At 37.2% G+C, this 20,341-nt stretch carries 15 protein-coding genes and 1 tRNA gene; 10 read left to right on the forward strand and 6 right to left on the reverse strand.

Translation table 11 applies throughout. The annotated features are described in order from the left end of the window. The first annotated feature begins 24 nt into the window (after positions 1 to 24). From AAY42_RS06530 to AAY42_RS06575, 10 genes are all read left to right on the forward strand, one after another. The gene (locus tag AAY42_RS06530; RefSeq protein WP_055393486.1) at positions 25 to 1,551 is read left to right on the forward strand and encodes a RagB/SusD family nutrient uptake outer membrane protein; all 1,527 of its coding nucleotides are present in this window, start codon (positions 25 to 27) and stop codon (positions 1,549 to 1,551) included. 74 nt (positions 1,552 to 1,625) lie between these two features. Next, entirely contained in the window at positions 1,626 to 4,931 is a 3,306-nt protein-coding gene (locus AAY42_RS06535) for a VCBS repeat-containing protein (RefSeq protein WP_055393488.1), read from the forward strand. Positions 4,932 to 5,078: 147 nt separating this feature from the next. Further along, positions 5,079 to 6,860, forward strand: coding sequence for an alpha-L-fucosidase (locus AAY42_RS06540; RefSeq protein WP_055393489.1), 1,782 nt, complete (start codon positions 5,079 to 5,081; stop codon positions 6,858 to 6,860). 126 nt (positions 6,861 to 6,986) lie between these two features. Beyond that, positions 6,987 to 7,070: transfer RNA gene (locus tag AAY42_RS06545), tRNA-Leu, on the forward strand. 426 nt (positions 7,071 to 7,496) lie between these two features. Continuing rightward, positions 7,497 to 8,396 (forward strand): MerR family transcriptional regulator, encoded by a 900-nt coding sequence (locus AAY42_RS06550; protein ID WP_055393491.1) that lies wholly within the window; start codon positions 7,497 to 7,499, stop codon positions 8,394 to 8,396. A gap of 16 nt (positions 8,397 to 8,412) precedes the next feature. Beyond that, the gene (locus AAY42_RS06555) at positions 8,413 to 9,867 is read left to right on the forward strand and encodes a phytoene desaturase family protein (protein ID WP_055393493.1); all 1,455 of its coding nucleotides are present in this window, start codon (positions 8,413 to 8,415) and stop codon (positions 9,865 to 9,867) included. 3 nt (positions 9,868 to 9,870) lie between these two features. Further along, complete coding sequence (locus tag AAY42_RS06560) at positions 9,871 to 10,710, forward strand: phytoene/squalene synthase family protein (RefSeq protein ID WP_055393495.1); 840 nt, start codon at positions 9,871 to 9,873, stop codon at positions 10,708 to 10,710. After that, positions 10,711 to 11,160 (forward strand): sterol desaturase family protein, encoded by a 450-nt coding sequence (locus tag AAY42_RS06565; RefSeq protein WP_055393497.1) that lies wholly within the window; start codon positions 10,711 to 10,713, stop codon positions 11,158 to 11,160. Continuing rightward, positions 11,160 to 12,650, forward strand: coding sequence for a 1-hydroxycarotenoid 3,4-desaturase CrtD (gene crtD, locus AAY42_RS06570; protein WP_175288737.1), 1,491 nt, complete (start codon positions 11,160 to 11,162; stop codon positions 12,648 to 12,650). The genes AAY42_RS06565 and crtD overlap by 1 nt, the downstream gene beginning before the upstream one ends. After that, complete coding sequence (locus tag AAY42_RS06575) at positions 12,628 to 13,269, forward strand: carotenoid biosynthesis protein (RefSeq protein WP_055393500.1); 642 nt, start codon at positions 12,628 to 12,630, stop codon at positions 13,267 to 13,269. Before crtD ends, AAY42_RS06575 begins: the two co-directional genes overlap by 23 nt. Here AAY42_RS06575 and AAY42_RS06580 read toward each other — a convergent pair. From AAY42_RS06580 to AAY42_RS06605, 6 genes are all read right to left on the reverse strand, one after another. Continuing rightward, the gene (locus tag AAY42_RS06580) at positions 13,258 to 13,965 is read right to left on the reverse strand and encodes a hypothetical protein (RefSeq protein ID WP_055393502.1); all 708 of its coding nucleotides are present in this window, start codon (positions 13,963 to 13,965) and stop codon (positions 13,258 to 13,260) included. The genes AAY42_RS06575 and AAY42_RS06580 overlap by 12 nt on opposite strands. Before the next feature lie 42 nt (positions 13,966 to 14,007). After that, on the reverse strand, positions 14,008 to 14,568 hold the full coding sequence (locus AAY42_RS06585) for a TlpA family protein disulfide reductase (protein ID WP_055393503.1): 561 nt from the start codon (positions 14,566 to 14,568) through the stop codon (positions 14,008 to 14,010). 76 nt (positions 14,569 to 14,644) lie between these two features. Then, on the reverse strand, positions 14,645 to 16,915 hold the full coding sequence (locus AAY42_RS06590) for an aconitate hydratase (RefSeq protein ID WP_055393505.1): 2,271 nt from the start codon (positions 16,913 to 16,915) through the stop codon (positions 14,645 to 14,647). 102 nt (positions 16,916 to 17,017) lie between these two features. Further along, entirely contained in the window at positions 17,018 to 17,971 is a 954-nt protein-coding gene (locus AAY42_RS06595) for an AAA family ATPase (RefSeq protein ID WP_055393507.1), read from the reverse strand. 4 nt (positions 17,972 to 17,975) lie between these two features. Continuing rightward, positions 17,976 to 19,397 (reverse strand): peptidylprolyl isomerase, encoded by a 1,422-nt coding sequence (locus tag AAY42_RS06600; RefSeq protein ID WP_082433348.1) that lies wholly within the window; start codon positions 19,395 to 19,397, stop codon positions 17,976 to 17,978. Further along, on the reverse strand, positions 19,366 to 20,295 hold the full coding sequence (locus tag AAY42_RS06605; RefSeq protein ID WP_082433349.1) for a peptidylprolyl isomerase: 930 nt from the start codon (positions 20,293 to 20,295) through the stop codon (positions 19,366 to 19,368). Before AAY42_RS06605 ends, AAY42_RS06600 begins: the two co-directional genes overlap by 32 nt. Between the last annotated feature and the right edge of the window lie 46 nt (positions 20,296 to 20,341).

Raw genomic sequence — 20,341 nt, forward strand, 5'->3', positions numbered from 1 at the left:
ATTAAAAAATTTAAAATTACAAAAATGAAAAAGTACATTTTTAAATCGTTTTGTTGCTTAGCACTTGTTTTGAGCTGTGATAAAACGCTTGACCAAACCAATCCCAATACGCTTACACCAGATAATTTTTGGCAAACTGAGGCAGATGCCACCAGTGCCATAGTAGGTGCATACAGTCCATTGTCAACTATATTCTATCATGGTAGAATATGGTCTGGGCATGAGATTTCTCGATCTGATGAGATTTTTTTTCAAGGTGATTTCCCTTCGGCAACCTCTATTTTTAATACAAACCCTACAGATGGTAACTTTACCGCCTCTTTCTCTGAAATGTGGAAAGTTATTTTCCGGGCCAATCTGGTTTTACAAAATGTGCCCGATATAGATATGGATGCCACGCTTAAGGACAATATTCTTGGAGAAGCATACTTTCTAAGGGCATTGCAATACTTTACGTTGGTCAATCATTGGGGAAGTGTGCCCCTCGTTATTCAACCAGCAGAAAGTTTGGCGGAGACCCAACAGGCACCGGCTTCAGAAGCTGAAATTTGGCAACAGATTAAAGATGATCTGGATGCAGCAATCACATTGCTGCCATCATCATGGGACAATGACAACAAAGGTAGGGTTGTAAAAGCCTCGGCGGCGGCCATGTTAGGTAAATCTCATTTATTCTTGGAAGAATGGGGCGATGCAGCCACCCAATTTAAGCGGATTATTGATGGAGAGTTCGGCACATTTGAGCTAATGGACGATTATGGAGACAACTTCAAATCAACCACGGAAAATAACTCAGAGTCCATATTTGAAATACAATTTGACGCAACCGGAGCCTGGACTGCAGGTTGGGGGTCAGACGTTCAATCAACAGCTAGATACAATTCTTATGAAGCTGACTTATCAACAAGGTCTGCAAGTAGAATGAATACTTGGGTTTTTGAACTTTTTACAAGAGAAACTAATATAGATGGTGATATTGACCCACGTGCTTTTGAAACACTTGTCTGGGATTACCCAGATGCGCCATTTTTCAATGACAGGTTGTTTGCGGATGTGTATGAAGCTGACCTAGCAGCATATGCCCTAGACCCCACATTGAGAATGCCTTTGCAGAATGCTAAGTATGTTGATATAACTGGTGCAATACCTGCTTTTAACACTTCACCAAACAATAAAAGAGTTATACGATTCGCTGATGTACTGTTAATGCATGCCGAAGCCGAAAATGAAGCAAATGGACCTACAACAGATGCATATACTTCAATCAATAGGGTTAGAGCAAGAGCAACTATGCCAGATATTCCTTCCGGCCTAAGCCAAGCTGATTTCAGACAGAGAGTTCGTGATGAAAGGGTTCTTGAGCTTTGTAATGAATCACATAGGCCCTTAGATCTTAAACGATGGGGTATTTTGTCAAGTACATTTTTAGCTCATCCAGAATACAGACCAGCTGTTATTCTTTATCAACCTGGTAGAGAGTTGTTGCCAATTCCTGAATTAGAACTAAATACAAACCCGAATTGGAATACACAAAATGAAGGATATAATTAAATCCTTCTCAATACAAAAGCCCTCCTTAATACGGGCGGGCTTTTGTGTTTTTTTTTAGTTACCTATACTGTAAAATGAAGATTTTCCATTGCTGTACTTTTTTTTGTTGTCTTTTAGTCGTACTCACTTCTTGTACGCATTCAAGAGACACATCCACTACAACTGAAACAGTATTTAGTTCAGTTTCTGGTTCAGATTCGAAAATTTCATTTACCAATACCATCACGGAGAACGACTCTTTGACCTATTTCCAATTTCCCTATATCTATATGGGAGGAGGAGTGGCCATAGGCGACATTAATAATGATGGGTTTTCAGATGTGTTCTTCACAGGAAACATGGTACCCAATAAACTGTACCTCAATAAAGGCAATATGCAATTTGAAGATATCAGCATTTCTGCAAAAGTAGAGGGAGATGACCGCTGGTATACTGGGGTAACCATGACGGATATTAATAATGATGGATGGCTTGACATCTACGTCTCCGTTTCTGGAAAGTTTGGAAACACAGAAAATGAACTTTATGTGAATAATGGTGATTTAACGTTCACTGAGCAAGCGTCTGAATATGGCATTGATGATGCATCAAACTCCATTCAGTCCACTTTTTTTGATTATGACCAAGATGGTGACATTGACTTGTTTGTGGCAAATTATCCACTCGTTCCTCTAAGCCAAGGCAATATGTTTTATAGCTCTAAAATGGAGGAGAATTTGCTCAATGAGAGTGGTCATCTTTACCGGAATGATGGAGATGAACATTTTACCGATGTGACCCGTGAGACCGGGGTACAAAACTTTGGACTCACGCTAGGGCTCATTGCTTCAGATTTTAATAACGATGGATGGCCGGATCTATATCTATCCAACGACTTTAATGTACCTGATTACTTCTATATCAACAACCAAGACGGTACCTTCAAGGAAGTAGTTAAAACAGCTACTGGGCATACTTCCATGTTTGGAATGGGCATAGATGCGTCTGATTTTAACAACGATGGTCTTATAGATTTGATTCAGGCAGACATGACACCTGAAGACTACGTGCGGGCACGTGTAAACATGGCCAGCATGAACCCTCAAAGCTTCAACGAAGGTGTTGAACTCGGATTCCATTACCAATACATGCAAAACAGTCTTCAAATCAATAATGGAATCAATAAAGATAGTGTCCCCATAATGAGTGAAATATCTCGGTTGTCTAAAATGGCATCAACTGATTGGAGTTGGTCCACACTTTTTGCCGACTTGGATAATGACGGATGGAAAGATGTGTACATCACCAATGGTATGAAACGCGACGTTAATGATAATGACATCAACAATAGAAGTGGGGTTAAATCCTTTAAGCAAGCATTCAACATATCCATTACAGATTATGCCAGCGAGCCTATAGCAAATTATGCATATCAGAACCAAGGCAACAATACCTTTAAAAAAGTTGGAAAAGCATGGAATCTGGATTTAGAAGGCTTCTCTAACGGAATGTCCTACGGGGATTTGGACAACGATGGGGATTTGGATCTAGTAATCAACAATATTGACGAAGCAGCCACACTTTATGAAAATAAAACGGAGAACACCAATTATATAAGGGTTGGTCTAACCGGGCCAAAAGAAAATCCTATAGGACTTGGCGCAAAAGTAGTAGTAGAAAATGAAAATGGTATACAAACGCAGGAGATGACCCTTACCCGTGGTTTTCAGTCAAGTGTAGAGCCTATTTTACATTTTGGCCTGGGTACCACTAAAGTTGTTAAAAATCTTCGGATTGTTTGGCCAGATGGAAAAGAACAACTTATTGAAAAGCCTGCCATCAACAAACAAATCATAATTGAACATTCGCATGCAAATGGACCAGCAATTTCAAAAGAGAAACCAACCTACCCTTTTGTTGATGTGACAAACTATACTGGGATTGATTTCAATCATGAAGAAGACTTATTTGATGACTATCTGTCCGAACCTCTTCTCCCCTATCAATATTCGAAAATAGGACCAGGTCTAGCAAAAGGAGACGTGAACAATGATGGGCTGGATGATTTCTTCATCGGAAATGCAACCAGAAAATCCGGTAAACTTTTTATACAGGGAACCGATTCAAGATTTACTGAGTTAAAAGGACCATGGGAACAAGATGAAATACAAGAGGATGCAGGTGCCGTGTTTGGCGATTTTGATAATGATGGTGATCAAGACCTCTACGTGGTGTCACACGGAAACCAATTTGCGGACCATTCTGATCGCTTGTACATAAATACTCCAAACGGTTTTATAAAACTTAGTACGTCATTGTCAAAAGAAACAACCGCAGGAAAAGCAATTGCGGTCTCTGATTTTGATCAAGATGGACTGATGGATATATTTATTGGAGGCAGAAACCAGCCAGGAAATTATCCCTTCCCAGCTTCTAGCATGCTTTTAAAAAATATGGGCGGCGTGGATAATGAAATGGTATTCAAAAATGTTACAACTTCCACTTGCCCTGAACTAAATGAAATTGGAATGATTACCGATGCAGAATGGGTTGATTTAGATGGGGATAAATGGCCTGAATTAATCCTTTCAGGAGAATGGATGCCCATAACGATTTTCAAGAATGACAAAGGGAAACTAATCAACAAAACCGAAGATTTTGGTTTATCCAAACATACGGGTTGGTGGTATTCCATAAAAAGTTTGGATGTAGACAATGATGGGGATTTAGATATTGTAGCGGGTAACCTTGGGCTAAACCACAAGTATCAGGCAAGTAATGATTCTCCTTTTGAAGTATACGCTAATGATTTTGACGAAAATGGCAAAAATGATATCGTGCTCAGCTATAATAAGGAAGAAAAATCTGTTCCTCTTAGAGGTAGGGAATGTTCGTCGCAACAGGTACCCGCAATTGCCAAACGCTTTGCAAGCTATAGATCTTTTGCTGGGGCAGACTTAGAAGAAATTTACGGTAAGTATATGTTGGAAAATTCGCTACACTATAAAGTGAGCACTTTTGGACATCATTGGTTTGAAAACGTTGAAGGCAAATTTAAAAAGATGCATTTGTTGCCAAAACAATCCCAATTTTCTAGTATTAATGCCATAGAGGAGTTTGACTATAACCATGATGAATACCCAGATTTATTTATCGTAGGTAATCTATATACTGCTGAAGCGGAAACCCCAAGATCAGATTCGAGCTTGGGAATGGTTTTGGTTGGATCAGCCAAAGGTTTTGAAGCCATAACATCCAACAAAAGTGGATTGTTTGCACGAGGTGATGCAAAAGATGTTGAATCCTTAAAACTTGCAAACGGAACTTTGGGCTTTTTAATTGGAATGAATGATGGTGAGCCTAAGCTATTGCAACACAACAATCAAATATCTATGGAATAATTTCAGAAAAGCTATACACAGTCACATTGACAAAAAAATTAGTTTACGATTCTGATAAACAGGCCAATTTTATAGTAAAATCACTGAAAATCAAATCCATAAAAAAAGTAAAACGCACATTCGAATTACAAAACTAAAAGAGAATAGATGAGAAAAAAATATACAATATTAGGTTTATTTATTTGTCTAAGCCTTCAATCTCAAATCAATGAAACAAAGGAGATGAATGAGATGTGGGGAGAGTCAAAAGCCTCCTTGGAAGCATTAAAAAATGGAAAGGGCAAACTATTTGACGAGGGCAATTTTGGAATGTTCATTCATTGGGGACTGTTTTCAAATTTAGGAGGAATCTGGAATGATAAAACCTACTACGGAATTGGGGAATGGATAATGAATCCAAGGGTAGCCAATATTCCACCAGAGGAATACAAAAAGACCGCGGAGGATTTTAATCCATCAGAATTTAATGCCAAAAAAATTGCCCAATTGGCAAAAGATGCTGGCATGAAGTATATTATCATTACCAGCAAACACCATGAAGGTTTTGCAATGTTCGATTCCAAAGCAAGTGATTTTAATATTGTAGATGCAACTCCTTTTGCACGCGACCCCATGAAAGAACTATCCGCTGCCTGTAAGGAAATTGGTCTTGGTTTTGGGTTCTATTATTCCCATAATCAAGATTGGACAGCTCCCGGCGCAAGTGGGGGACCTAAAAAAGATGCCAAGGGAAAAGAGGTTAACTTCAAAGACTACTTCTATTCCAAGTGTAAACCACAAGTGAGGGAGATTTGCACCAATTACGGAGACATAGATTTTGTATGGTTCGATACACCTGGCGATATGAAAAAAGAGTATGTAATTGAATTGGTAGATTTAGTAAAGGAACTACAGCCCAATGCCATGATGTGTAGCAGAGTTGGACATGGTATGGGAGATTATGCAAGTAAAGGCGATATGGAAGTTCCTACCCGAAATATTGAAGGTTTATGGGAAACTTGTGACACCAATAATGATTCTTGGTCCTATGCTTGGTATGACAATAACTTTAAAAGTCCTAAAATAATACTTCATAGGCTTATAGCAACAGTTGCAAGGGGAGGTTCCTATCTATTCAATGTAGGGCCGGATGGTAAAGGTAATATTCCAAATATAGGTGTTGAATTTTTGGAGGAAGCGGGAGATTGGATTAAAAAATATCCTCAGGTAGTTTATGCAGCAGGTAGTTCACCTTGGGGTCATGCACTACCCTGGGGAGATGTAACTACAAGTGGCAACTCCCTGTTTCTCTCTGTTTTCGATTGGCCCAAGGATGGAAAACTATATTTACCAGGTTTGGAAAGTGAGATTGAATCTGCACGAATTTTGGATGGAAGCAACAACAAGGAGATAGTATTTGAAAAAAAACAAGATTGGACTGTTTTTGAAATTCCACACAAAAAACCCGTTAAACCCGTTTCCGTTATTGAACTAAAAATGAAGAATGAGGCAAGCAAAACCAAGGTCAAAAACGATCTTGGGGTTTATCCGAATATAGCGGCCACCCTACTAGTGGATTTTGGAGAAGTTTCCAATGCAGAACAAGAGGAAATTAAATGGATGGAAAAATTTGGGGAATGGAAGCATGTTAATCAAGTAAGCAATTGGAAAGACAATGGCTCCGTAACTTGGACCGTAAATGTTCAAAAAGCTGGCTATTATTATATTGACCTTAATTATAAAGGCGAAGACAGGTTAGTATGGAAAGTGGTAACCGATGAGGGAGTTGTGGTACAGAACCAACAGGCAGCAACTGAAAAGTATGTAAGTTATAATATGGGTATTGTTGAATTTAAGGGAGCGGGAACCCATACACTAACTGCATCGTTGGTTGAAGGCAACAGGAATACATCAAGTTTAAAATCAATGCTATTAAAACCAACCAATTGATACTGTCAAAGGTTTTTTAAACTATCCACTAATAAAATAAAATCCAAAAGCTATTTATTAGTATTTTTGGCGACCTAAAGTAATTTTTTGACTCTAAGTCATTCAATTACTTTTCGTTGTTAAAAAGCCCACGTGGTGGAATTGGTAGACACGCTACCTTGAGGGGGTAGTGTTCGAAAGGACGTGCTGGTTCGACTCCAGTCGTGGGCACTTCAACCCATTCAAATTTGCTTATTTTGAATGGGTTTTGTTTTTTAAATAATGACTATCGTAAAACAATCTTGAACCCAGTCGTTCCAAAGAAATTGCAACATTAAAAAACCAAAGGCTATTCTAAAAATGGTCATCACAAGTATGGATTTTGGTTTTATAAGCTTTAATACATCCCCATTAATCCCTATCGTTGTCATTAGATGTTATTGTGGAACCCCAACACATCGGCCGTCCTTTTAATAAGCGCCAAAAGGTCTGGAAAGCAATCCCTAGGCACTTGCACATTTCCCGAATTGCATGTTAATTCTTCCAAAACTGAGGTTTTTTCTATTTTATTTATGAAAATAGTAAGCAAGTTTTATCATTATAAGTTAGGTTCATGTCATATAAATTGTAAATTTGTTTAACGTTTATATTCAAAAGATGAACAATGTAAAAAAATCTTTCAGCATCAGGGATATGGAAAATCTCTCCGGTATCAAAGCCCATACCATTAGAATCTGGGAAAAAAGATATAATCTATTTACGCCGGAACGCACAAGTACAAACATTAGGACATACAGTCTACCAAGTTTACAAAAGCTATTGAATATTACGTTGCTCTATAATAATGGCTATAAGATTTCCAAAATAGCCAAAATAGAAGAATCCAACATACCTGTACTTGTAAGGGAAATTGTTTCAAATAACAGTGAAAAAAGTCATGCCCTAAATGCTTTTAAATTAGCAATGGTAAACTTTGACCAAACACTTTTTCAAAACACCTATAATAGCTTACTATCAGAAAGATCATTCAGGGATATTTTCAACGAAGTATTTATTCCTCTTTTGAATGAGCTCGGGCTTTTGTGGCAAACAGATACCATTAGTCCCTCACATGAGCATTTTATATCGCATTTGATAAAGCAAAAGATATACATCAATACTGAAAAACTCCAAATGGTGGAACCTACGCAAAAAGATAAGGTTTTTGCACTTTTTCTGCCCGAAAATGAAATTCATGAAATTGGTTTGCTGTATCTCAATTACGAAATTGTGCTAAGGGGTTATAAATCCATCTATCTTGGACAGACCATGCCCATTGAAAGTCTGGTGGATTTATTGAAATATTATGACAATGTGCATTTTGTATCCTATTTTACAGTTTCTCCCACCAAAGACGAACTATCCGCATATTTCGATCAGTTTTCAAAAACCTTAAACACATCTGGTAACTCTAAACTTTATGTATTGGGTCATCAGATCCAGTATATAGACAGAGATCTTCTTCCAAACACCATAAAGACTTTCAATTCCCTTGAACATTTAATAAGCGTAATCTAAGAGAAGACGATTTAAAATGAAGAAAGTAATCATCATAGGTTCTGGTTTTTCGTCCCTATCTGCTTCCTGCTATATGGCAAAAGCTGGTTATGATGTCTCTGTTTTTGAAAAAAACAGTACCGTTGGTGGGCGTGCAAGACAATTAAAAAGAGAAGGATTTACGTTTGATATTGGGCCTAGTTGGTATTGGATGCCCGATATTTTTGATAAGTTTTTCGCGGATTTTGGTAAAAAAACTTCAGACTATTACCAACTGGATAAATTGAACCCAGCCTATAAAATTTTTTTTGATGACGACATCATCACCATTGAAGATTCAATGGATAAAATTTGTAGGGAGTTCGAGCGAATTGAGTCAGGTAGTAGCTCCCATTTAAGGGATTTTATAGGTAAGGCGCAAGAAAATTATGATATAGCTATAAATAAAGTTGTTTTAAAACCCGGTCTATCCCCCTTGGAATTGGTTACAAAGGAAACCGTTTTTAGAGTAGACCAATTTTTTAAGACCATCAGTCAAGAAGTCCGCAAAAGATTCAAGAATCCAAAATTAATTTCAACTTTAGAGTTTCCTGTACTTTTTTTAGGAGCCAAACCGAGTAAGACACCTTCTTTTTATAGTTTCATGAATTTTGCTGATTTTGGACTAGGCACTTGGCATCCAAAAGGGGGCATGTATGAAATCATTAAGGCCATGAAGAATTTGGCGGAAGAATTAGGGGTGAAAATACATACCGAGAATAACGTAACCAAAATCTTGGTTTCTGAAGGAAAAGTATCTGGAATACATACCAATGGTAAAAATGTAGTGGCAGATTTTGTTATCAGTGGTGCTGATTACCACCACTCGGAGACTCTTTTGGACGATAAATACAAGCAATATTCTGAAAACTATTGGGATAGTAAAGTCTATGCCCCTTCCTCCTTGCTTTTTTATATTGGTTTTGATAAAAAATTAAAAAACCTAGAACACCATAATCTCTTTTTTGACACCGATTTTGAAAAACACGCCCAAGAAATTTATGACGACCCCAAATGGCCCAGTAACCCATTATTTTACGCAAACTTTCCGTCCATCACAGACAAATCAATGGCTCCCGATGGATGTGAAAATGGATTTTTCCTTGTTCCCATAGCTCCAGACTTGGAAGATACTCCCCAATTAAGGAAGCAATACTTCGACATTATTATGGATAGATTTGAAAAACGCACAGGGCAAGATGTTAAAAATTCCATTATATTTAAAGAGAGCTTTTGTGTAAATGACTTTATTGAACAATACAATTCTTATAAGGGCAATGCATATGGCATGGCAAATACACTAAAACAAACTGCCTTTTTAAGACCCAACCTTAGAAGTAGTAAAGTGAAGAATTTGTTTTTTACAGGTCAGCTTACAGTTCCGGGGCCTGGTGTCCCACCTTCCTTGATTTCCGGAAAATTAGTATCTGATTTGATAATTAAAAAGACTTAGCAGATGAAAACTATTTTTGATCAGGTATCCTACAACTGCAGCAAAATTGTTACTGAAACATATAGTACTTCATTTGCTTTAGCCACCAAAATGTTATCAACCTCTATTAGAAAGGATATTTATAATATTTATGGGTTTGTTCGCTTTGCGGATGAGATTGTTGACACCTTTCATGAATACAACAAAAAAGAGCTTTTCGGAAAATTTGAAAAAGCACTGGAAGATGCCATTTCAAGCAAGATTAGTTTGAACCCAATCCTTAATTCTTTTCAACATACCTATCATAAATACAACATCCCTCACCATTTAGTGGAAGCATTTATGAAAAGTATGCGAATGGATCTCTCCAAGAAGAAATACAGCACTATTGAAGAATACAAGGAATATATATATGGGTCGGCAGATGTGGTTGGCTTAATGTGTCTTTGTGTGTTTGTGAATGGCGATAAAGAAAAGTATGAAGAGTTGAAAGAGCCTGCAATGGCCTTGGGGTCGGCCTTTCAAAAAGTGAACTTTCTTAGGGATTTAAAAGCCGATTATGAGGAGTTGGAACGAAGCTACTTTCCCAATACAGATTTGATGAAGTTGGATGAAGAGTCCAAGAAAAGAATCGTAGATGAGATAAAAGCGGATTTTGCGATGGGCTATACCGGTATTGTGAATCTGCCCCAAGAAGCTAAATTTGGTGTTTATACAGCTTATAAGTATTACCGGAAGCTTCTTGATAAACTTCAAAACACTCCTCCGTTAGAAATAAAAAACAAACGGATTCGTGTTTCAAATTATCAAAAATTTGGGCTTTTGGCAAAGTCCTATGTTAATTACAAACTACAATTGGTCTAAATGAAAATTGCACTTTGGATTCTTATCTTTTTTGGAACCTTTTCCGTGATGGAATTTATGGCATGGTTTACGCATAAATATGTAATGCATGGTTTTTTATGGAGTCTGCATAAAGATCACCATAAAAAAGACCATGATTCCTGGTTTGAGCGTAATGATTTCTTTTTTATTTTTTATGCAGTAGTGAGTATGTCATTTATTATGGTTGCCAACAATACAGCATTTTGGTATGGATGGCCAATTGGTCTTGGTATTTTAGCATATGGAATAGCATATTTTTTGGTACATGATATCTTCATCCATCAACGTTTTAAAGTATTTAGGAATGCCAATAATTGGTATGCCCGTGGAGTTAGGAGAGCCCATAAAATGCACCATAAACATTTGGGCAAAGAAGACGGGGAGTGTTTTGGAATGCTTTTCGTGCCCTTCAAATACTTTAAAAAATAATGGCAAAAGCCATTATAATTGGTGCTGGTATTGGTGGAATTGCCACTGCAATTCGATTAAGGGCCAAAAAATATGAGGTTTTAGTGATTGAAGCAAATAATTACCCCGGTGGAAAGCTTCATTATAAAAAACTAGGGAAATATCGATTTGACCTAGGCCCTTCCCTATTCACCATGCCCCAATATATAGATGAGCTTTTTAAATTGCACCAAAAAAACCCAAAAGATTATTTTCAATACAGCAAAAAACAGGTGCTTTGTAATTATTTCTGGGATGATGGCACCGTATTTTCTGCAAAAGCTCAAAAAGAAGCTTTTATAGAAGAAGCTTCAAAAACATTTGATGAGCCGCAAAAACATATTAAAGATTATCTCTCTAAAAGCGGTAAAAAATATGATTTAACTGCACCATTGTTCTTAGAAAATTCACTCCATAAATTAAGAACCTATATCTCCACAGATACTATAAAAGCCATTTTTCAAATAGGCCAATTGGGTATAAATCAATCATTGAACAGTTTCAACAAAAAAGTATTTAAGAGCAACAAATTAGTTCAATTGTTCAATAGATATGCAACTTATAATGGCTCGTCACCCTATCAGACACCTGGAATAATGTCAATGATTCCACATTTAGAAATGCATTATGGTGTTTATTTTCCAAAGGGTGGAATGCACCAAATAACACAATCGCTTTTTAAACTAGCAGAAGACATAGGTGTCGAGTTTAAATTTAATGAGCCCATTGAAGAAATCAAAATAGATAACGGAAAAGCTAGCGGTGTAAAATCTATTAAAGGAAATTATGCGTCTGATGTTGTAGTTTCCAATATGGATATTTATCCAACTTTCAAAAAATTACTCTCTGGACAAAAGCAACCAGAAAAAATACTTCGACAAGAACGTTCCAGCTCGGCTTTAATTTTTTATTGGGGTATTTCCAAAAGTTTTGAAGAATTAGATCTGCACAATATATTTTTTACTTCCAACTACCAAAAAGAGTTTGAACATATTTTTAAAGAAAAAAAACTCTACAAGGATCCAACAGTTTATATAAATATCACCAGCAAGGAAGAACCAAATGATGCTCCAAAAGGCCATGAAAATTGGTTTGTAATGATTAACGCTCCCGGTAATTACAATCAAAACTGGACAGCCCTAAAAGAACAAAGCAGGAAAAATATCATAGCAAAACTCAATAAAATACTCGAGATAGATATAGAAAAGCATATTGTTTCAGAGTTTGTATTAGATCCAATGGATATTGAAAGCAATACAAGCTCATATAGAGGAGCACTTTATGGAGCTGCCAGCAATTCAAAATTTGCCGCTTTTTTAAGACATCCCAACTTTAGTTCAACAATTAAAAACTTATTTTTTTGCGGAGGTTCCGTACATCCAGGAGGTGGTATTCCTTTATGTCTGTTATCTGCAAAAATTATAAGTGACATAACCCCAGCAGTAGAACATGAAATTTTTAATAAAGAATAAGATATGGATTGCCATAGGATTGATTTGGCTTTTTCACCTATCGGGAATTATTGGTGTTAGTTTAGGATATCAAGATTGGTTTATAACCAAAACTCCATTGAATCTTTTCATATGCTTGATACTCTTTTTATGGACATTTCCTATGAACACCCAAAAAAAAATACTGGTGTTTATAGCATTCTTTTTTTTGGGAATGTTCTCTGAGTGGCTTGGTGTGAACTACGGCTTACTTTTTGGCGAATATTATTATGGTTCAAATTTTGGACCTAAGGTGGATGGGGTTCCTTTACTTATTGGTTGTTTTTGGGCATTATTGGCCTTTATAACTGCATCTATGACCGAGCCTTTAAAATTACCTATTTGGATAAAGTTAATGCTGTCTTCTTCATTAATGGTCCTTTTGGATTTCTTCATGGAACAAAATGCTCCCAAATTTAATTTCTGGTATTTTGGAGGCCATGTACCCGTTAAAAATTATGTCACCTGGTTCATTATGGGATTGTTAATGCATATAGTAATTTGGAAGACCAAAATAAAAGGGAACACTTCAGTCTCATACAATCTCTATTTGGCACATTTAATATTCTTTGGGTTCTTTTACCTACTCTCAGTTATCTAAATTCGGTAATGGGTTTCTCCCATTCCAACTACCTACAGAACGATAGGGTTGAAAACGTGAAAACAATTCTTCTTTGTACCATTTTAGCTCCCGGGTATATCCAATGGCCTTTGCATGCGGTTTGCTTTGGTAAGCAAAACCATCCAACGATTTCTGATCTTTCCAAACACTAAAGGTAGCCATCTGTTTTATGGGCACTTCGCCAAATCCTTTTGTATAAATGAGACCCTTATTTTCAAGTAGTTGCTGTTGGGAAATAGGTACGTATTTCCAAAATCGATATAACAATCGAGTTTTTATGGTTGCTCTGGTTATTGCAACGACAAAAGGGTTTCCATCATCTATTTCCTCACTCTTCTGAAATGGATTAGCCCCAGACCACTTCCCTCTACTAATACTATTTTTTAAATAGACGCTCCAGTATTCTTTGCTGTGTTTCTCATATTTTTTCATTAATGGGGATTCTTCAAAAAAATGATTTGCCATCTTATCACTTTCCCAAACTTGTAATAAAGCGTATGTACTCCAATCAGGTAATGGATTAAACCCTTCTTTTCCACTTCCCCATAGCTTATAAAATTGTAAACCCCGTACTTTTTTAAGGGTAGCATGCGCAAATTGCATCATACCAAAAGCCCAAAGTTTATCCCTGAGAGATGTGTATTTAAATAATGTTATAGTAGTTACTTGAGACATCTAAAACCTGTTAATAGCCTGCCTTGTGAAAATTGTATACAGTTATTTTGCAATTAAATTATCCAGTAATGAATATACTTTACTGGTATTCCAATCTGCAATTCTTTGCTTGTAGATTACAATATTACCCGATTTATCTATCAAATAAGACGAAGGTACCTCATCTGGGTTAATCGGTGTTTTTTCACCTATAATTAAGTATGTAACTGGGAAGGTAAACCCATGTTTTGCCATAAATTCTTCAACTGGTGGTCTATTCTCATTGGTTATGATATAGAAATCCATCTTTCCCTTATACCTATCATACATTTTTTGAATACTTGCCAACTCTGCTTCACAAGGCAAGCGCCATGACGCCCAAAGGTTAATAAAAACTACATTGCCTTCTGATTTATCAAAATTAAAGAAGTTCCATTCGGCATCTTTTAACTTCCAATCATAATCCGCTATTTTTTCCCTGTTGGCTTCTTCTATCACCGGAGGTGAGAATGAGAATATCCTGTTCAGGAGAATCTTGCCATAATGTCCCATTGGAGTAACAAAAAATGAAAGTATAAAAAGCATCACTGCAATATTCAATATGGTCTTTTTATTTATTTTCATTTATATGGGTTTGATTAAAACTAAAAAACTCCTGATGCAATATCAGGAGTTTTTTTCGAATTATCTTAAAACTGTTCTATGCATTCTCCTTTTTAATGACATTTAAAGCAGAACCTTCCCTGAACCATTCAATTTGCGAATCGTTATAGGTATGGTTTACTTTAATAGTATCCGTACTTCCATCAGCATGCACAACTTCCAAGGTCAATTGTTTTCCAGGAGCAAAATCGGTTATATCAACAAAGTTGAAGGTATCGTCTTCTTGAATTAAATCATAATCACTTTCATTGACAAAAGTCAAGGCCAACATACCTTGTTTCTTCAAATTGGTCTCGTGAATCCTTGCGAACGACTTTACCAATACAGCTGCAACACCCAAATGTCTTGGTTGCATTGCGGCATGTTCCCGTGAAGAACCTTCCCCATAGTTATGGTCACCCACAACAATAGTTCGTATTCCTTCCTTTTTATAGGCACGTTGTGCATCTGGAACAGCACCGTATTCTCCAGTCAATTGGTTTTTAACAAAGTTCGTTTGCTTGTTAAAAGCATTGACCGCCCCAATTAGGGTGTTATTGGCGATGTTATCTAAATGTCCTCTATAGCGAAGCCAGGGGCCTGCCATGGAAATATGGTCAGTTGTACATTTTCCAAATGGTTTAATCAGTAATTTCACGCCTTGTAAGCTTTCAGGAGTGATTGGAACAAATGGATCTAAAAGCTGTAATCTTTCGGATGTTGGTGAAACTACCACTTGTACTCCACTTCCATCCTCCATTGGTGCAATAAACCCGGCATCTTCAACTGCAAAACCTTCTGGTGGCAACTCATATCCTCTTGGTTCATCTAATAATACCTCTTCACCATCTTCATTAATCAGCTTATCTGTCATTGGATTAAAATCCAACCTTCCAGATATCGCAATTGCGGTCACCAACTCCGGAGATCCTACAAAAGCTAGGGTATTTGGATTACCATCCGCACGTTTTGCAAAGTTTCTATTGAACGAATGCACAATGGTATTTCGTGGACCATCAGCAGCTTTGTCCCCATAGCGGTCCCACATTCCAATACAAGGCCCACATGCATTTGCAAATACAGTAGCACCTACATTGTTAAAGGTCTTTATGAAACCATCTCTTTCAATGGTATATCTCACTTGTTCTGAACCTGGAGTTATGGTAAACTCCGATTTCATCTTTAGATTCTTTTCTGAAACCTGCTTTGCCAAAGATGCTGCCCTTGAAATATCTTCATAAGAAGAATTGGTACAAGAACCTATTAGACCGACCTCAACGTTTAATGGCCAATCATTTTCTCTGGCCGCCTCACTCATCTTGGAAATTGGTGTTGCCAAATCTGGAGTGAAAGGTCCATTTAAATGTGGTTCCAAAGTATTTAAATCAATTTCTATCAACTGATCAAAATAGTCATCTGGGTTTGCATACACTTCAGCATCAGCAGTTAAATGCTCTTTTACTGCAAATGCTGCATCAGCTACATCTGCACGATCTGTAGCTCTTAAATAGCGATCCATGGATTCATCATACCCAAAAGTAGATGTGGTTGCACCAACTTCTGCTCCCATGTTACAAATGGTACCTTTACCAGTACAGGACATTGATGTTGCGCCTTCTCCAAAGTATTCAACAATGGCTCCTGTACCGCCCTTTGCTGTGAGGATATCTGCCACTTTTAAGATTACATCTTTTGGCGCTGTCCAACCCGATAGTTTTCCGGTCAATTTTACTCCAATCAATTTTGGGAACTTCAATTCCCAAGCCATACCTGCCATTACATCCACTGCATCTGCTCCTCCAACACCAATAGCAACCATTCCCAATCCACCGGCATTTACCGTGTGGGAATCTGTTCCTATCATCATTCCACCAGGGAATGCATAATTTTCAAGTACCACTTGGTGAATAATCCCTGCTCCCGGTTTCCAGAAACCAATTCCATACTTATTGGAGACTGATTCCAAAAAGTCAAAAACTTCATTACTGGTTTCGTTTGCTCTCTTTAAATCTGTCTTTGCATCAACTTTGGCTTGAATCAAATGATCGCAATGTACCGTTGTGGGCACTGCCACCTTAGGTTTTCCGGCATGCATGAACTGTAGCAACGCCATTTGGGCCGTAGCATCTTGACAAGCTACCCTGTCAGGGGCAAAATCAACATAATCCTTACCTCTTGAAAATTGTTTGGTAGGTGTTCCTTCCCATAAATGCGAGTACAATATTTTTTCTGAAAGGGTCAAAGGTCTTCCCACTAATTCACGGGCCTTTTCAATACGCTCTCCCATTGAAGCGTAAACCCCTTTAATCATGTCAATGTCAAATGCCATTCTACAATTGGATTTTAAGATTTCAGTAATAAGGCAAATTTAGTGAAATACCTACGATTAAGGAATTAGAATTAACCTAAATAAATGGGAATGATTTGATATTTATAACAATTCTGAAATAATATTTTCCTCAGAAATGCCTTCTGCCTCAGCTTTGTAGTTTTTTAATATTCTATGCTTAAGAATTCCCATGGAAATGGCTTTTACATCTTCTATATCGGGAGAGAACTTTCCATTGATTGCTGCATGCGCTTTGGCTCCCAAAACCAAATTTTGGGATGCTCTTGGCCCTGCACCCCAATCTACATAATTATTGACATAGTCCAATGAACCATCCATTCCAGGGCGTGTTTTATTGACCAACTTAACCGCATAATCAATTACGTTGTCTGGTACTGGTATCCTTCGTATTAAATGTTGCACAGCTATGATTTCATCGGCATTGAACAGCGTGTTTATTTGTGCACTCTCATCAGTAGTTGTGGACTTAACAACTTGTATTTCTTCTGCTATTGAGGGATATTTTAATTCTATAGCAAACATAAAACGGTCCAATTGGGCCTCTGGAAGTGGATAAGTACCTTCTTGTTCAATAGGGTTTTGTGTAGCAAGTACAAAATAGGGCATATCCAATTTATATTGCTGTCCTGCAATGGTAACCGCTCTTTCTTGCATGGCCTCAAGAAGAGCTGCTTGGGTTTTTGGAGGAGTTCTATTGATTTCATCCGCTAAAATAATATTACCAAAAACCGGCCCCTTAATAAATTTAAAATTTCTATTTTGATCTAGTACCTCACTACCTAAAATATCGCTGGGCATTAAATCTGGGGTAAATTGAATTCTTTTAAAATCCAATCCCAAAGTTTGGGCAATAGTGTTTACCATCAAGGTCTTTGCAAGTCCTGGAACACCAATTAAAAGCGAATGTCCACCCGTGTATATGGAAAGTAAAATTTGCTCGATTACTTTGTCTTGACCAACAATAATCTTTGCAATCTCTTTCTTTAGGGCCTTATGTTTTTTTACAAGATTTTCAACAGCAACAACATCTGACATGCACTTATTCCTTTATCCAGTTGTTAGCAAAATCACACTCCCTGTTTTCTGAATTTACATGAATATATGTATCATCGATGTGATCGTCCATCCATTCCTTTATGGTTTTGAACTGTTTTTCCCTTAGCGCAAGTTCCTGGATTTTTAGGTAATCTTGGGCAAAATCGGCTTTGTGTTCATCATACCGATTGGAGATTTTCATAATCTTAAATTTAGGAGCTCCTCCTCTTGGATCATCTTCCTTAATAGGTCTGGAAATTTCCTCATCTTTCAAATTCCTTACCTGGTTATAAAGTGTTGGGTCCATTTTGGTCAACTCAAATCGAGAATCAAAGTTAATCGGGTTGCGAAGTAATCCGCCATCAAACTTCGTTTCTTTTTCATCGGAAAAATTCAATGCCGCCTGGGCAAACGTGTACTTACCTTCCAAAAGGTGCTTACGAATAGTGTCTAATTCCCTCACAGCCTTGTCCATTGTACTTTGAGGTATTTCAGGGGCTATCAAAATATGACGTAAATCCACTTCTTGACCTCTAATTTTTTCAACATAAATAATATGATATCCAAAATCGGTCTCAAAAGGTTCTGAAATTTCTCCTTCCTGTAAACTAAAGGCCACATCTTTAAATTCCTTTACAAAAGGGGTTTCCCTTGTCATACTATAAAACCCTCCTTTTGATTTAGATCCTGGGTCCTGTGAGTAAAGAATCGCCTTAACATTAAAACTAGCATCGTTTTCCAAAACATCCTGCTTTATCTGTTTTAACCGATCTATCACTTTTTGTTTTTCTTCTTGTGGAGCCTTAGGCTCTTTTATAATCTGAGCAATTTCCAGCTCTGCACCAAAAACGGGTCTCTCTTCTTCTGGAATCTTATTGAAAAATTGTCGAACTTCTTCAGGAGTAACCTGTATTTCCTCAACAATGTTCCCTTGCATTTTTTCTGAAAGCATGCGCAACTTGTTGATTTCAAAAAGCTCTGTTCTAAAACTCTCAACGTCCTGCTTTTTATAAAATTTCAACACTTTCTCCATTGAACCAACTTGGGAAACTAGTTGTTGTATTTGACGATCACTTTGTGAATTCACTTGGTCATCAGATACCAACAAACTATCCTGAACCGCCTGGTGTGCATAAAGACGATCTTCCATCAACTTGCCCAAAAGACTGCACCTTGTGATATCTTCTGTTGAGGCGCCTTGACTTCTTAAATCTATCAGTGTCTTTTCAATATCCGACTCCAGGATTACATAATCACCGATTACGGCAGCTATACCATCCAGTTTAACCTTTTTAGTTGTGTTTGTGGAATCGTTTTTGGTCAGTGCTGCCTCATCAACATCTTGTGCTTGTATAAAACCAAATGCCACAAAAAATACCAAGGTCAATATTTTGCTATTCATCTTTTCCATATACTTCAAATTCATTCTTCTGTATTGCTTCGTCAATTATTTCAGTTTCCAGTTTTCTGATATGATTCAATCTTCTCCTATTTAAGATAAGCTGTCGAATATCAGGCGAAATATAATCAAACGGGGCGGTGCTGTTAATTTCCAACACATCGGTCACCATTCCCAAATATACCCCTATGGAATCCTGTAATTCAAAAAATTGTGATTTTTTTAAGTACTTTTCCTCATTGAGAGGTGTAAGCGGTGGTATTTCTTCCATGACCCTAGTAACGCTTACCCAAATGGAATCATTGAAATGGATTTTTTTAAATTGAACCGCTATGGAATCCAGATAACTTTTATCGGTCTCTTCCCAGCCTTTTATTTTTTCTATTACCTGATTTTTATCCAAGAATTGGCCGGGGAGTCCAACAAATCTCAACTGGACCAATTTCTCGTTTAACTTGAAATTTTCCTTTTCCTTCTCGTAATACTCTCTTAATTGGGAAGTGGTTATCGCCGTATCCTGGGATTGAAGCACCAATGCTTCAACATAGGCCCTGGTGTATAGATCCGAACGATAATCATCAACCAAAAGATCATACTCCTTTAATTTTTCCTCAGGTAAATTGATTTTGGATTTGGACAACAACAGCTGTTTTGATGCCCAGTTATTAATGTAATTGGTAACAAAGAGGATACTATCCTGCTCAGACATATCGTTAGTAATAAAAGAAGCTATATCCTCCTTGTACAGAAAAGTTTCGCCAACTCTTGCCAAAGGTTCCTTCTCTGTTTTCTCCTTGAACAATGAATCACAGGAAGAAAAAACAAAAAGTCCGAGTACTGGTATTAGAAATATCTTTTTTTGTAAAAAAAGCATTCCGCAAAAGTAACAATTACTTAAAGCCAAACAAGAAGGTTTTGTTCTCATTAACAGATTTTTAGTAGACTGTTTCAAATCATATAATTTCTTACAT

It is taken from the genome of Flagellimonas eckloniae, assembly GCF_001413955.1.
GTDB lineage: Bacteria > Bacteroidota > Bacteroidia > Flavobacteriales > Flavobacteriaceae > Flagellimonas > Flagellimonas eckloniae.

Coding starts and splice junctions, on each gene's coding strand:
- AAY42_RS06530 (WP_055393486.1), top strand. CDS start 25: ATGAAAAAGTACATTTTTAAATCGTTTTGTTGCTTAGCACTTGTTTTG.
- AAY42_RS06535 (WP_055393488.1), top strand. CDS start 1,626: ATGAAGATTTTCCATTGCTGTACTTTTTTTTGTTGTCTTTTAGTCGTA.
- AAY42_RS06540 (WP_055393489.1), top strand. CDS start 5,079: ATGAGAAAAAAATATACAATATTAGGTTTATTTATTTGTCTAAGCCTT.
- AAY42_RS06550 (WP_055393491.1), top strand. CDS start 7,497: ATGAACAATGTAAAAAAATCTTTCAGCATCAGGGATATGGAAAATCTC.
- AAY42_RS06555 (WP_055393493.1), top strand. CDS start 8,413: ATGAAGAAAGTAATCATCATAGGTTCTGGTTTTTCGTCCCTATCTGCT.
- AAY42_RS06560 (WP_055393495.1), top strand. CDS start 9,871: ATGAAAACTATTTTTGATCAGGTATCCTACAACTGCAGCAAAATTGTT.
- AAY42_RS06565 (WP_055393497.1), top strand. CDS start 10,711: ATGAAAATTGCACTTTGGATTCTTATCTTTTTTGGAACCTTTTCCGTG.
- crtD (WP_175288737.1), top strand. CDS start 11,160: ATGGCAAAAGCCATTATAATTGGTGCTGGTATTGGTGGAATTGCCACT.
- AAY42_RS06575 (WP_055393500.1), top strand. CDS start 12,628: ATGAAATTTTTAATAAAGAATAAGATATGGATTGCCATAGGATTGATT.
- AAY42_RS06580 (WP_055393502.1), bottom strand. CDS start 13,965: ATGTCTCAAGTAACTACTATAACATTATTTAAATACACATCTCTCAGG.
- AAY42_RS06585 (WP_055393503.1), bottom strand. CDS start 14,568: ATGAAAATAAATAAAAAGACCATATTGAATATTGCAGTGATGCTTTTT.
- AAY42_RS06590 (WP_055393505.1), bottom strand. CDS start 16,915: ATGGCATTTGACATTGACATGATTAAAGGGGTTTACGCTTCAATGGGA.
- AAY42_RS06595 (WP_055393507.1), bottom strand. CDS start 17,971: ATGTCAGATGTTGTTGCTGTTGAAAATCTTGTAAAAAAACATAAGGCC.
- AAY42_RS06600 (WP_082433348.1), bottom strand. CDS start 19,397: ATGAATTTGAAGTATATGGAAAAGATGAATAGCAAAATATTGACCTTG.
- AAY42_RS06605 (WP_082433349.1), bottom strand. CDS start 20,295: ATGAGAACAAAACCTTCTTGTTTGGCTTTAAGTAATTGTTACTTTTGC.